General features: G+C 64.3%; 12 protein-coding genes and 1 tRNA gene. 7 read left to right on the top strand and 6 right to left on the bottom strand.

What is annotated here, in order from left to right; translation table 11 throughout:
• Positions 1-54 precede the first annotated feature (54 nt).
• Positions 55-792, bottom strand: a complete 738-nt coding sequence (locus BLT68_RS03425) for an IclR family transcriptional regulator (RefSeq protein WP_050694981.1) — start codon at positions 790-792, stop codon at positions 55-57.
• Positions 793-1462: 670 nt separating this feature from the next.
• Between BLT68_RS03425 and murA the strand changes: the two genes are divergently transcribed.
• The 7 genes from murA to BLT68_RS03390 all read left to right on the top strand — a co-directional run bounded on the left by murA (position 1463) and on the right by BLT68_RS03390 (position 8059).
• Positions 1463-2785 carry a UDP-N-acetylglucosamine 1-carboxyvinyltransferase gene (gene murA / locus BLT68_RS03420; RefSeq protein WP_050694980.1) on the top strand — a complete coding sequence of 441 codons (1323 nt, stop codon included), beginning with the start codon at positions 1463-1465 and terminating at the stop codon, positions 2783-2785.
• Positions 2760-3752, top strand: a complete 993-nt coding sequence (locus tag BLT68_RS03415; protein WP_050694979.1) for a diacylglycerol/lipid kinase family protein — start codon at positions 2760-2762, stop codon at positions 3750-3752. The genes murA and BLT68_RS03415 overlap by 26 nt, the downstream gene beginning before the upstream one ends.
• A 56-nt stretch (positions 3753-3808) precedes the next feature.
• A complete protein-coding gene (locus tag BLT68_RS03410) occupies positions 3809-4573 on the top strand; it encodes a lysophospholipid acyltransferase family protein (RefSeq protein ID WP_074632834.1) in 765 nt (254 codons plus the stop codon).
• 137 nt (positions 4574-4710) lie between these two features.
• Positions 4711-5730 (top strand): NAD(P)H-dependent glycerol-3-phosphate dehydrogenase, encoded by a 1020-nt coding sequence (locus BLT68_RS03405; RefSeq protein WP_074632833.1) that lies wholly within the window; start codon positions 4711-4713, stop codon positions 5728-5730.
• Between the two features lie 48 nt (positions 5731-5778).
• Entirely contained in the window at positions 5779-6915 is a 1137-nt protein-coding gene (locus BLT68_RS03400) for a D-alanine--D-alanine ligase family protein (protein WP_050694976.1), read from the top strand.
• A gap of 62 nt (positions 6916-6977) precedes the next feature.
• Complete coding sequence (locus tag BLT68_RS03395; protein WP_050694975.1) at positions 6978-7895, top strand: ATP-grasp domain-containing protein; 918 nt, start codon at positions 6978-6980, stop codon at positions 7893-7895.
• Positions 7896-7983: 88 nt separating this feature from the next.
• A tRNA-His gene (locus BLT68_RS03390) sits at positions 7984-8059 on the top strand.
• Between the two features lie 54 nt (positions 8060-8113).
• Here the strand turns inward: BLT68_RS03390 and BLT68_RS03385 are convergent.
• The 5 genes from BLT68_RS03385 to BLT68_RS03365 all read right to left on the bottom strand — a co-directional run.
• Positions 8114-9544 (bottom strand): ABC transporter ATP-binding protein, encoded by a 1431-nt coding sequence (locus tag BLT68_RS03385; RefSeq protein ID WP_074632831.1) that lies wholly within the window; start codon positions 9542-9544, stop codon positions 8114-8116.
• Entirely contained in the window at positions 9541-10221 is a 681-nt protein-coding gene (locus BLT68_RS03380; protein WP_198482580.1) for an energy-coupling factor transporter transmembrane component T family protein, read from the bottom strand. Before BLT68_RS03380 ends, BLT68_RS03385 begins: the two co-directional genes overlap by 4 nt.
• 19 nt (positions 10222-10240) lie before the next feature.
• Positions 10241-10840, bottom strand: coding sequence for an MptD family putative ECF transporter S component (locus BLT68_RS03375; RefSeq protein ID WP_074632849.1), 600 nt, complete (start codon positions 10838-10840; stop codon positions 10241-10243).
• A gap of 2 nt (positions 10841-10842) precedes the next feature.
• Positions 10843-12639, bottom strand: coding sequence for an ABC transporter ATP-binding protein (locus tag BLT68_RS03370; protein WP_074632828.1), 1797 nt, complete (start codon positions 12637-12639; stop codon positions 10843-10845).
• A partial coding sequence (locus tag BLT68_RS03365) for an ABC transporter ATP-binding protein (RefSeq protein ID WP_074632826.1) occupies positions 12636-14082 on the bottom strand: 1447 nt, incomplete at its 5' end. The genes BLT68_RS03365 and BLT68_RS03370, both read right to left, overlap by 4 nt.

Genomic DNA, 14082 nt, shown 5'->3' with positions numbered 1-14082 from the left:
CGGGAGGATACGCAATCCCCCCGGCCCACCCGCCTCCGTGGAAAACAACGAGGCCTACAGGTCTGCGGCGTCCTCCACGGTGGCCAGGAACTCGGAGAGCTTGTTGGCCGCCGCCATGACCGAGGGGCCGTGCTGGCGTCCAGGCTGACGGCCCATGCGCTCAATGGGGCCGGAAATCGACAGGGCGGCCAGGACTCGACCGGAGGGGCCGCGAACGGGGGCGGAGACGGAGGCGACTCCGGGTTCGCGTTCGCCCACGGACTGGGCCCAGCCCCGGCGACGCACCTCCGAGAGCATGGTCGCGTTGAAGGAAGCGCCGTAGAGGCCTCGGTGCAGGCGGTCGGGTTCCTCCCAGGCCAACAGAATCTGGGCGGCCGAACCGGCGCTCATCGACAGCGTGGCACCCACGGGGATCGAGTCGCGCAGGCCCATCTCGCGTTCGGAGGCTGCCACGCACACGCGGTAGTCGCCCTGGCGGCGAAAGAGCTGGGAGGATTCCTTTGTGTGGTCGCGCAGGGCCTGAAGCACGGGCATGGAAGCTTGGAGCAGGCGGTCCTCTCCGGCAGCGGAGGACAGTTCCTGCAGGCGGGGACCGAGGATGAAACGGCCCTGCATGTCGCGGGCGACCATCCGGTGGTATTCGAGCGCTACAGCCAGCCGGTGGGCGGTTGGACGGGCAAGCCCGGTGCTGGAGACGAGTTGCGCGAGTGTCGCGGGTCCGGCCTCAAGGGCGTTTAGGACCAGGGCTGCTTTATCGAGAACGCCGACGCCACTGGATGTTTGCTCTTCCATACAACTATTCAATATCTCATCTTTTGAGATGGCAAGCTGTTGCATAGTGAAACGTGTCAAAGCGGCCTCTGAGACGTGAGGACGGCGGGGCCTTTCGAGAGAAGGCTTTTCCACTCGCGGGTATAGCGCGGGCTTCCACGCCGCCCCCAACGCGTGGAGTGGGCGCCGCGAGCCACTGAGGAACGGCGAGGGGAACCGCGACAAAAGTGGCGCGGCGTACCCCGTCATCTCCACAGAAACGACGCCTGTGACCCGCCGGGCACCTATCTGCGCCTGGTCCACGAGGCCGCCAGCCCCCAGCGCTTAAGGGAAGGCGATTGGCCGGGTGCCAGGGGCCCTGGCCCGATCTGACAATCGCCACCGAGGATTACACCGTACCCGCGGTCAGTTTCGGTCGGTCCATCGCTGACATCACCGGTTAAGCACAGCTTGACACCCGGGTGCGAACGCCGTAAACGCGGTGTCTATCGGCAGCTGTGCGAACGGGCCCATCGAGGAGGCCGGGTCCCGGTCAGGGACAGGCCGCCGCCCCGAGCCCGCCCGGCCCCGCGCCTCCATCGAAATACCTTCCCGAACGAGAGGCCGTGTCGGATCGCGACCGAAAGCGCTGCGCACGCAGGCCCCCGCCTGGCTAGAGTAGGGGCCAGTTACGCATATCCGAGGAGCACCCATGTCATCCATCCTGCAAGTCGAAGGCGGCCACCCGCTGAGCGGCGAGATCAGCGTACGCGGCGCCAAAAACTTCGTGCCCAAGGCAATGGTCGCCTCGCTGCTGGCCGACACGCCCTCCGAGCTGTACAACGTGCCGCTGATCCGCGATACCGATGTGGTGTCGAACCTGCTGAGCCTGCACGGCGTCGCCATCGACTTTGATCAGGACCGCGGCACGCTGCGCATGGACCCCTCCAACGTCAAGGTTGCCTCCCGCTCCGACATCGACACGCTCGCGGGCGCATCGCGCATCCCGATCCTGTTCTGCGGTCCGCTCCTCCATCAGCTTGGCGAGGCCTTCATCCCCGAGCTGGGGGGATGCGCGATCGGCGGCCGTCCCATCGACTTTCACTTGGATACGCTGCGCAAGTTCGGCGCGATCATCGACAAACAGCCCGACGGCGTGCACATTAGACGCCCCGCCGCGGGCCTGCACGGCGCCATCATCGAGCTGCCCTTCCCCTCCGTGGGTGCGACCGAACAGACGCTGCTGACCGCCGTGCGTAACGAAGGCATCACGACCCTTCGGGGCGCAGCCATCGAACCCGAGATCCTGGACCTGATCAACGTCCTGCAAAAGATGGGCGCGATCATCTCCGTGGATACGGATCGCACGATCCGCATCGAGGGTGTGTCCAAGCTGGTCGGCTACCGTCATACCGCCCTCCCGGACCGTATCGAGGCCGCCTCGTGGGCCGCCGCCGCCCTGGCCACCCACGGCGACATCTACGTGCGCGGTGCCCACCAGCCCGACATGACGACCTTCCTCAACACTTTCCGCAAGGTCGGTGGCGCCTTCGATATCGACGCAGACGGGATCCGCTTCTACCATCCGGGTGGGGAACTGCACTCGATCGCGTTGGAGACCGCTGTCCACCCGGGCTTCATGACGGACTGGCAGCAGCCCCTCGTCGTGGCGCTCACGCAGGCGCAGGGCTTGTCGATCGTGCATGAAACCGTGTACGAGAACCGCTTCGGCTTTACCTCGGCCCTGCGTAAGATGGGCGCGAACATACAGGTCTATCGCGAGTGTCTGGGCGGGACGCCGTGCCGCTTCGGCCAAAAAAACTACTACCATTCGGCCGTCATCTCGGGTCCGACGCCGCTGCACAGCGCGGATATTGAGGTCCCGGACCTGCGCGGAGGTTTCTCGCACCTGATCGCCGCGCTGGCCGCATCGGGCACCTCGACGGTGTCGGGTATCGACGTCATTTCGCGCGGCTACGAGCACTTCACGCGCAAGCTTCACCAGCTGGATGCGCGCGTGCGTTACCTGGACTGAGATCGTGGGCGGGCGAGGGGAGCGGCGCAGCATCTTTGTGCTGGTTTCGTCAATGTCGGCGGGCGGGCGCAGCGTTCGCCTGGGTCCGCGCATCGTGCGCATCCTGCGCGGCGGCGGCTGGGAGGTCGCGGTTCGGCTGACCACGCCGGGCGACGACCCGGCGTTGATCGCAGCCCACGTTTCTCCCGGCACAGTCGTCGCGGCCCTCGGCGGCGACGGGTATCTGAGCGCCGTCGCCCGCGGCTGCCACGAGTCGGGCGCCCGCTTCGCTCCCATGCCTGGCGGCCGCGGCAACGATCTGTGTCGGGCGCTGGGCATTGGCACGGATCCGCTGGCCCGAGCCCGTAACCTGGCTCGGCTGGGTATGGTGCCCGCGCGGCGCGCAGGCGGGGACATCGTGGGATCGATCGGCCCGGGCGCGCTCGATGCTCGGGTGCGCCCCCTGGATGGAATGTGGGTGCGTTCGCGCGAGGGCCTTCGCCTCGCGCTGGGCATCGTCTCGATCGGCCTGGACGCGCGCGCGAATATCCTGGCGAACGAATCGTCGCTGACGTCGGGCCCCCTGGCCTACGGGTATGGGGCGTTCGCGGCCCTGGCCTCGCACGAACCCACCGGCGTGAGCGCTACCGTCGATGGGCGCGAACGTAACATGAGCGGGTGGATCGCGTCCGTGTCGAACTCGGGTCGCTTCGGCGGCGGCATCACCCTGGTTGATTCCTCCGACATGAGCGACGGAATCCTCGAGGTCTGCCACGTGGGACCCCTTCCTCTCTCCCGTGCGCTCGTCGTTCTGGCTAGCATCGTTGCGGGGCGAGCGAAAGCTCACCCGGCGATCGACATCGAGAGCGCCAAGGCCGTGTCCTTTACCGCCCCCGAGGGCGTTGTCGCGATGGCGGACGGGGACCGGATCGCGTCGGTTCCATTCACCGTGGATGTCGCCCCCGGCGTCGTGTCGGTCCTCGTGTGAGGTGGCCCGCGTGCTTTGCATCCCGGGGGAATAATAATCTCTCGTAGAATTGTCCCATGAGTCCTGTCTCCGGCTTTTACGCCTTCGCAAAGGGCGTGCTGACGCCCCTCATGACGCCCTGGGTGAAGATTACTGCTACCGGTGAAGAAAACCTGCCCGCCGACGGGGGCTTCCTGCTGGTATCCAACCACCTGTCGAGCGTCGACCCGCTGTGCCTGTGCTGGTACTTCATGAAGCGTGACACGGCGGTGCGCTTTCTGGCAAAAAAATCGATGTTCTCCGTGCCGGTCTTCGGCTGGATCATCAGGGGCATGGGCCTGATTCCCGTGAACCGCGACTCGGATCCCGCGGCCGTGCTGGCGCCCGCGCGTGCCGCTTTGGAGGGTGGCGAGGTCGTTGGCATCTACCCGGAGGGGACGCTGACCCGTGACCCCGACGAATGGCCCATGCAGTTCAAGTCGGGAGCAGCACGCCTGGCTCTGGACACGGGCGTCCCCGTCATCCCCCTGTCCCAGTGGGGCGCGCAGGACATCCTGGCCCCCTACAACGCCAAGAAGGTCGACATGCGCCCCGGGCGGGCCCTGTCCTATCACTTCGGGACGCCGGTGGACCTGTCCGATCTGATCGGACCACGGGGGTCACAGGACCGCGAAGCGGTGCGTGAGGCGACGCGGCGCATCAGCGACGCCGTGCGCGCCGGGGTGGGTCAGCTGCGCGATCTGCCCGTCCCTGAGCAGGTGTGGGACCCCGTCACCCAGGCCGGCCCGTGGTGGGAAGAGGAACAAGCCAAGCGGGCGAAAAAAGCCAAGAAACGGCGATAGTGCCAGAGCCTGTGGCCTCGTGCACCCTGGTGGCCAGGAAGTCGGTGAGCGGTTGCATGCGGCCCTGCTTCCCTTTCCTGCTCGGGGCAGGACGGTTGTATCCGTCCTAGTAGAATGTGTCTGACAGGGAGGTTTCGATGAATATTTCAACAGCAGCGGTCCTGGGGACGGGAGCGTGGGGAACGACGTTCGCTCAGGTCCTTGCCGACGCGGGCGTATCGGTCACCATGTGGGGCAGAAACCCCGGCACGATCGCCTTCATTAATGGACACGAGAATCCGACGTATCTGCCGGGGATTACCCTGTCGGATCGTATCGACGCGACAGAGGACATCGCGAGCGCCGTGGCGGGTCGCCAGCTCGTCGTCGTCGCCGTCCCGGTCAAGGCGGTCCGCCCCACGCTGGAGGCGGTTACGGGCGCGTTTATCGATGACGTTGCGCTCCTGTCCCTGGCGAAGGGGCTTGAGCTGGGGTCCCTCAAGCGGGTGGGTCAGATCATGGCCGAGGCTTCCGGTGTGCCCGAGGGGCGCATCGCCGTCCTTTCGGGCCCCAACCTGTCACGCGAGATCGCGGACCGGAATCCGACCGCGACGGTCGTTGCCGCCAGCGACGTGGAGCTGGCCAAGGACATTGCGCGGGCCTGCCACAATTCCTATTTCCGGCCCTACGTGTCCGCGGATGTCGTGGGAACGGAGATGGCCGGCGCCACGAAGAACGTGATCGCGGTGGCGATCGGCGCCGCCGAGGGGATGGGACTGGGCATTAACACTCGCTCGACGCTGATCACCCGGGGGCTGGCGGAGATGACCAGGCTCGGTATCGCGCTCGGCGCTGACGCCGCGACCTTCGCGGGGCTGGCGGGTATTGGCGACCTGGTGGCCACCTGTTCCTCGCGGCTGTCGCGCAACTTTTCGCTGGGGCATCGCCTCGGCGCCGGCATGAGCCTGGCCGAGGCCGTGGCGCTGTCTCCGGGCGTCGTCGAGGGGGTCACCTCTGCCGGTCCGATCCTGCAGGTCGCGGCTTCCGTCGGCGTCGACATGCCCATCACTGGGGCGGTCGTCGAGGTCGTCGAGGGACGTGCCACCATCGAGGACATGGGCCGTATGCTGCTCTCCCGCCCGCAAAAGATGGACGGGTGGAAGATCGAGCTGGTCTAGGGGTCACCCGCTGGGGCGAGGGGCGACTTTGGCGGTAGTCTTGGACCTATGACTGCGATTTCTCGTCCCCGCGTCCTCATCGTCTTCGGTGGGCGCTCCTGCGAGCACGAAGTTTCCTGCGCGACTGCCGCCGGAATCCTGACCGCCATCGACCGTTCCAAGTGGGACGTGATCCCGCTGGGAATCACGCGGGATGGCCAGTGGGTGCGCGTTGCCGACGACCCCTCGGCGCTGGCGTTCAAGGACGGGAAGGGCCAGTCCGTCACGCCCGGGTCGACCCGCGTGGCGCTCACCCCGGGAGAGGGTAACCTCGTTGAGCTCACCTACGAGGGGGATCCTAACGCCCCCGGTTCGCGCGTCGTGGGCGTGGAGGACCTCGGTCACGTCGATATTGTTTTCCCTCTCCTGCACGGCCCGTACGGTGAGGACGGCACCATCCAGGGGCTGTTCGAGATGGCCGGCGTGCGGTACGTCGGATGCGGCGTCACCTCCTCGGCCATCGCCATGGACAAGCACTTGACGAAGACCGTCCTGGCTGCCGCCGGCATCAACGTCGGCCGGTGGGAGCTGGTTACCGCTCGCCAGTGGGATGCGGATCCCGCCGCGTGCGTGCAGCGCATTGAGCGCCTGGGCTTCCCCGTCTTCGTGAAGCCCTGCCGTGCCGGTTCCTCCGTCGGGATCTCGCGAGTGACCTGCCGTGAGGACCTGCCCGTCGCCATCAAGGAGGCGGCCAACCTCGACCCGCGCGTCATCGTCGAAGCCTCCATCAGCGGCCGAGAGATCGAATGCGGCGTCCTCGGTTCCCGTTCCGACTGGAGTACCGGCACCGCGCCGCTGGGCGAGATCGCTCTGCCCGAGGGGGAGTTCTACGACTACGAACACAAGTACGTGGACGACGTCGTCGGATTGTGCTGCCCGGCCGAGGTCAGCCCCGCTTACGCTCAGCGTATCCGCGAAACCGCGTGGCGTGCGTTCGACGCCCTCGAATGCGAAGGCCTGGCCCGCGTCGACTTCTTCCTGGACGAGGCCACCGACGCGGTGATCATCAACGAAGTCAACACGATGCCCGGATTCACCCCCATCTCGATGTATCGGCAGATGTGGGCCGCGGCCGGGCTGAACTACTCTGACCTGCTGAGCGAACTACTCACCGAGGCTTCGGGGCGTCCCCTCGGCCTGCGTTAGGTTTTCCGACTGCTCCAAGGCCGCGTCCCTGCGTTCCCTCCCCACGACACCGAAGGACATTCATGTCGACACACCCTAAAGTCACCCTGGTTACCTGCAAGTCCCTGCCCACCCTCTTCCACGGCGAGGAAGGCCTCCTCGACGAGTTGGCTGCGCGCGGCTGTGACCCGCAGATCAAGGTGTGGAACGATCCCGACGTCGACTGGTCCCGGGCGGGCATGGTCGTCGTGCGCTCCGTGTCCGACTACGCCCAGGACCGCGCGGCGTTCCTGGAGTGGACCCGAGGGCTGCGTCGCGTGCAGAACTCTGTCGACGTGCTGGACTGGAACAGCGACAAGCACTACCTCAAGGATCTGGCCGCCCTGGGGATGCCCACGATTCTAACGAGCTGGCTCGAGCCGGAACAGAAGCTGTCCAAGCACCAGATTCACACCCGTTTCCCGGCCTTCGGCGAGTTCGTCGTCAAACCGGCGGTCTCCTCCGGCGTGCGCGACATCGGCCGCTACACGACCGTCGACATACGCCAGCGTCAGGCGGCGATGCGTCAGGTCCAGGGGCTGTTGGGCGAGGGGCGCTCCGTCATGATCCAGCGCTACGTGGAGGAGATCGATCTGCACGGTGAAATATCGCTTGTCTTCTTCAACGGTCTGGTCTCTCATGCTGTCGAGAAACGCTCCGCCCTGCATCCCGCGTCCATCACCGACCCAACGGTCCACGAGGCCGTGGTGACCGCCGAGCCTGCCGACTCCGTTGCATGGAAGTGGGGCCAGGAGATTCGCCGGGTCCTGCACGACTACGTGCGTTCGCGCCTGGGGCACGACGAGCAGTTCCTGTTCAACCGAGTGGACCTCGTGCCCGACGGCAGGGGCTCGTTCCTGGTCATGGAGGTATCCCTGGTGGACGCCGACCTGTACCTGGGGGCGACGCCCAATGCGCTGGGTAACTTTGCCGACGCGATCTCCGCGCGCGCACACTGGTGACGCACGCCACCGCCGTGGTGTTATGCTCGAGTTTTCAAGCTCGCGCGGGTAATGCTAAGCTCTATCCGTTGCCTTCAGGGCAACCATGGTGGCTGTAGTTCAGTTGGTAGAGCACCTGGTTGTGGTCCAGGACGTCGCGGGTTCGAGTCCCGTCAGCCACCCCACTGGCCCCGGCTTGCCCGCCGGGGGTTTTTCTTGGCGCCGTGGGTGAGGAGCCCTCAGCGCTCATCTGGCGTTGGCAGCGGGCCTCTTTGTGTCGTCGTGAGACCGTCGAGGCAGTATTCACTATCGCAGCAAGCGGCCATGAACTCGTTGTCGTGCGTGATAACCAGGATGCTTTTCTCCTCTCGCGCGGCCGCGGCCAGTTCTCGGGCGATGATTGTCATGTTCGCATCGTCCACCCCGCTCGTCGGTTCATCGAATATGAGCACGTTGCGGTTTGAGAGCAGGGCGCAGGCGATGGCGAGCCGCTGACGCTGGCCTCCCGAGAGGGACGCGGGGTGCGCCTCCCTGAACTCGTAGAGCCCCAGTCGCTTGAGCATCGCACGCGTGCGTTCCCTGGTCTGATCGGTCGGCTCCGCATCCACCAGCAGCTCGTCCGTCACCGAGCTCGTGAAGAATTGCGTGCCGGTGTCGTTTGAACAGAACCACACGGACCTGCGTCGCCGCGCGCCGCGCAGCTTCTTTCCTCCCACGAAGACGCTCCCTTTGCTCGGGCGCGAAAGCCCCGCGAAAATTGTTCCCAGACTCGTCTTCCCCACGCCGTTACCCCCGGTAATGGCGGTTATGCGACCCGGAAAAAAGCGCAGGTTGAGCCCCTCCCAAATGGTGCGTGTGCCTCTTTTGCACGCGAGCTCCACCGTATGGATCGAGGGAGCGATGCCGTGGGGAGGGGGCAATTTGGGTGTGCAAACGGGCGTCGGCGAGCGCAGGCCGCGTCGTTGGCGCTCACGCACGCTCATCGAACGCATGGTGTGCCGCGTCAATTCCTCCAGAATACGTCCGTTCTCGAGTCGGACATAGAGGTCGGCTACGCCGTCGAGCCAGGCAAGGCGGTGCTCGGCGATGATCTGGGTGAACCCTTCGTCTTTGAAACGCCTCACGATGCGCGCGAGTCGGCGCTCGCCTTCTGCGTCGAGGTTTGCGGTGGGCTCGTCGAATACGAGGGTCTTTGGCGCCGGGGCGCAGACCGAGGCGATGGCAACCCGCTGCTTTTCGCCGCTCGAGAGACAGTCGAGCGGGTGGTCGCGGATGCACTCGAGCGCCATCGTGGCGATTGCGGCATCGGTGCGGCGACGCACCTCGTCCTGGGGCATCCCCAGATTTTCGCAGGCGAAGGCCACCTCGCCGGGCAGCTCCGACGAAAAGAACTGGCTCGAGGGATCCTGGAATACGCTGCCCACGCGTGCGGTTATCTCCCACGAGGGGGTGCGGGGCACCTCTTTGCCCCCGACTCTTACCGCCCCTTCGAGCGTCCCCCGGTAGAAACGAGGTGCGAGGCCGTTGATCAGCCGTGTCAGTGTGGTTTTCCCGCAGCCCGATGCTCCGCACAGCACCACGCACGCGCCCGGGGGCACACGCAGGTTGATGTCGGTGACACCGTAGTCGCCGCCCCGGTAATGGAACGAAACGTGTTCGAGGCGAATCATGGTTTCGTTCCCGCCGCGAAAAGAAAGGCCACGGTTCCCGTTATCCAAACGGAGAGCCAGATCCAATCCCTCACCAGGTAGGGACGTCCGTAATAGCTGCCCCGAATGCCGTTTCTTTGTGCCCCGCGCGCAACGGCGGACACGGTGAGCTGGTCGGCTATCTGGAGGCACCGCAGCATGAGGGGCACGATGATGTACTCGCAGCTCGCGGCGGGGTGGGCAATCATGCGCGTGGGAGCGGTGAGAGCACGGTTGCGCATGGATTGGACGATGCGTGCGAGCTGGGCCGCCATGGTGGGGAAGAAACGGAACGCGACGAGCACTCCCAGGATGAGGGGCGCGGGTGCACGTAGCCTGGAGAGAAACGCCGAAAGATCACCCGGCGGGGTGGTGACGAGATCCCATCCCATCACAATGGCGGGCGACATGGTCCACAGCAGCAGGACATGGAATTCCGAGAACACGATCATGTGCAGGCCGTGGAATCGGATCAGGCAGAGCAGGAGTGCGATCACGGCATAGGTGGCCGCAAAGGACAGCGCCAAGCGTCCCCTGCCCTGCATTGCCACGCAAAGCAGCGACAGCAGGGTGGGGAAGCCGAGCATGACCGGGTTGGTCGTCAGCGCCGAGCAGGCCAGCACGCATGCGAAGGCACAGAGCTTGACGGGTACCTTCAACGAGCGGCCGTCCGACACCCTACAGCACACCCGCCTTCCCAAAATGCTTGTTCATGAGCCTTGCGCCGACAAGAGCGCCGAGAAAGGCCAGCACTAGGGTAAGGATTGTGATGAACACGATCCAGGACGGGGTGGTGTAGTAGTACAGGTAGGAGTCCACGTAGCTCTGTTCCATTCCCGATTGCATGGCGAAGGCGTAGTACGTGTCCCAGAAGAACAGGATGGGCAGGAAGTTGGTGCCTTGGTGCAGGAGCCCGTTGACGGACCACGAGGCGATGACCCTCTTGTTGCTGTGATACGAGCCCTTTTTGATCAGGATGAGCTCACAGATCAGGCCCACGATGATGAACCACGGGGTCAGGTACCAGTTCCCTGATATCAGGTAGACGATTCCCAGCAATGTGGTGTAGATGAGGGTGCAGCCGTGTTTGCCCACGCGCGTCGCCAACAGCATGTACACCACTCCGCAAAAGAACGCGGCGAACGCTGTTGACAGCACCATGCTCACGAAATTGTTGGGCATGCACACAAGGGTGATCACGACGTGAATGACGATCATGAACATGGAGATGAGCATCGTCGAGATGACGTCTTTGATCGTCCATTTTCCGTCTTCCACGTTCACTTCCTCCTTTGGAAATTGGAGGGCGCGTTCTTTCCGTCCGCTTTGCTGGGAATCTTCCAGCCGATGGCGCTTCGGCGCGTCTCAACGAGGCGGCGGTATAACCCCTCTTGCGCCATGAGCTCAGAATGCGTGCCGCTTTGCGCGATGCGCCCCTCGTCAAGCACGATGATGCGCTCGGCGTCGCGCACCGTAGATAGGTGATGCGCGATCAGGATGATGGTCCTGTCGCGCGTGAGCTCGGCTATCGCACGCTGAAGCTCCCGCTCGTTCTCGGGATCCACGCTGGCCGTCGCTTCGTCGAGAATCACGAGGGGGGCGTCTTTGAGCAGCGCGCGGGCGATGGATATGCGCTGCTTCTCCCCTCCGGAAAGCGAGGCTCCGCCCTCGCCCACCATGGTCTTGTAACCGTTTGGCAGCTGCGAAATAAACGCGTGACAGCGGGCTTTGCGCGCGGCCTCGCGCACCTTTTCGTCACTCGCGTCCGGGCACCCGAAGCGGATGTTGTTCTCTATCGTGTCATTGAACAGATAGACGTCTTGGAAAACGATGGCAAAATTGGCCAGCAGGCTGTCACACGTGTAATCGCGCACGTCCACCCCGCCTAAGGTGATCCGACCCTCATCCACATCCCAAAAGCGTGCGATCAGGCTGCACAGCGTGGTTTTCCCGGATCCCGACAGCCCCACGATGGCGCAGGTCGTTCCCTGCGGGACCGCGAAGCTCACGCTGTCTATGACCTTTTTGCCCGGGGAGTAGCAGAAGGTGATGTTTTCGACGGAAATATCGAACGTCTCCGGCACAATATCCGCGCCGTCTTCGTCGATGAGCGGCATGCGCATGACCCCATCTATGCGGTCGAGCGACACGTTGATAACACGCGCCAGAGAGGCCACGCTGCCGGCGACCTCCACGGCGGAGTACACCATGAAGCTGGCCACGATGAGAAGCAGGCATTTTTCGGGCGATACCTCCCCGTCTAACAACAGATAGGGGGTCACGATGAGGAACGCCGAGCGGATGATGCGAAAAACCGTCTGGTAGACGGAGGCCACGGCAGAAAAGGCACGTTCCAGCGCGATGTTGGCGGCCGAGCTTTCGGCAATGGCCTCGTCGATCCTGCGATTCGTGCGCGTGCCCAGGCCGAACGCCTTGACGACCGCCATGCCCTGGATATGCTCGAGGAGTGATGCGACCAGATTCGCCTGCGCGGCCTGACGGCGCGGGGAATAGGCGTCGCCGACGCGCTGCGCCAGCATGTAGACCAGCAAGGCCGCGGCGAGCCCGGTCAGTGCGAGCAGCCCCATGCGCCACTCGTAGGCCAGCAGCCAGGTGGAGATTACCGCGGCCTGGAGGAAACCGCCGGCCAGGATCTCCATGACGGTCACGGCATTGTTCTCCACGTCGTCGAGCGTCGTTGTTGTCGCCGCGGTGATATCGCCCAGGCGCTTTTCGTCAAAATAGCCCATGGGCACGCGCTTGAGTCGCTCGCCTATCTCGAGCCGCTTTCCTGCGCACATCGAGAAGCTTCCGAAGACGCGGCGGGATGACGCGAGGTTCGTGGATACTATCTGCCCGATGACGGCGGCACCCATGATGCAAAGCGAGGCCCATACGGGCGTCGCCGTGAGAGGCTTGCCCGCGAGCCCGTCGAGCACCTCCACCAGCACCACGAGCACGGCGAGCAGGGGCAAGACCTCAAAGAAGGCGTTCACAACAGTGAACAGGAACGAGAGGAGCAGCGGTTTCCTCTGAGTTCCCGAGAACGCGAGGAGTCTGTTGATGAGCCGTATCATGCCCCCACCCCGCATTCCTCGTCGCGGCTGTCGCTTTGGGCCTCCCACAGGCTGCGATAGAGCGGGCTGGTTTCCAGCAGCTCCGTGTGCGTTCCCTGGGCGCTCACCCTGCCGTCGTCGAGGACGATGATGGTCTTCGCATTCACGATGGTGGACAGGTGATGTGCGATAACGATGAGAATCTTGTCCTCGACGAGCTCGGATATGGATTGCTGGATAGCCACCTCGTTGAGCGGGTCCGTGAAGGCAGTTGCTTCATCCAGCAGCACGATCGGGCTGTCCTTGAGGATGGCGCGCGCGATGGCCACGCGCTGGCGCTCTCCGCCGGACAATCGGCCGCCCGCATCTCCTGCAAGGGTGTCGTAGCCGCCTGGCAGGTTGGATATGAAGTCGTGGCAGCGGGCTTTGCGCGCGGCCTCGCGCACCTCTTCGTCGGTCGCATCGGGTCGGCCCATGCGAATGCTTTCCGCGAGGGGCACGTTGAACAGGTAGTTGTCCTGGGTTACGTATGAGACGGTATCCATCACCTGTTCCAGGGTCATGTTGCGAACGTCTACGCCACCGATGGAAACAGTGCCTCCGCTTGCCTCCCAAAACGATGCGATCAGTCGCGCCACGGTCGACTTTCCCGATCCGCTCGGTCCCACCAGTGCGGTGATGCCCGTGGGTGCGGCCGCAAACGTTACATCGTGGAGCACCTCGACGCTGCCGTATCCGAACGACACGTGATCGAATGCGATGCGGTAATCCGGAATCGCAGCGGGGGCACTGGGCCTGTCCATCTCCTCGATTTCGAGCAGCGAAGACACCTCTTTCACGGTTGAGTCGACCATGGCCAGGCTGTCGGTATAGCGCAATGCCTGGATGAGGGGTGTGACCATGCCGAGCGATAGGATGATGCAGGTGATGAGGGTGGAAGCGGCCATGTCTGCGTTCATGTATAGGTAGGCGCCCAGCGGCAGCACGCTCAGCAGCGATGCCGGCGTGACAATTACCCCCAGCACGTAGTACTTGTTCGTCTGGGAGAACCACGTGGCCTTGGTGTCCCTGCTCTCCTTTACGGCATTCATGTACTTCTCATACGAACGCGCGTTCTGATTGAACGTCTTGATAACCTGAATGCCGCCGACGTATTCGACCACGGCGGCGTCCATATTCTTGTTGGCCGCCAGCACGCGGGCGTAGCGCACCTCGTAGTCCTTGAGCATGCCCATGTAACACGCGATCCCCAGGGGGATGGTGACGAGCGAAACAAGCGCGATGCGCCAGTCCAGGTAGAACATGTAGACGAATATCAGTATGGGCGCGAGCAGATTGGCGGTCAGCTCTGGAATCATGTGCGCGAGAGGCAGCTCGAGCTTTTCCACCGTGTCCATGATCAGGGTCTTGAAACTCCCGGAGGGCCTTCCCGTGACGACGCCCAGAGGCACGCGCGAGAGCTTG

It is taken from the genome of Schaalia meyeri, from assembly GCF_900105015.1.
In the GTDB taxonomy this organism is placed as follows: domain Bacteria; phylum Actinomycetota; class Actinomycetes; order Actinomycetales; family Actinomycetaceae; genus Pauljensenia; species Pauljensenia meyeri.
Note: the sequence above shows the minus strand (reverse complement) of the source record. Positions and strands in the feature narration are given on the sequence as shown.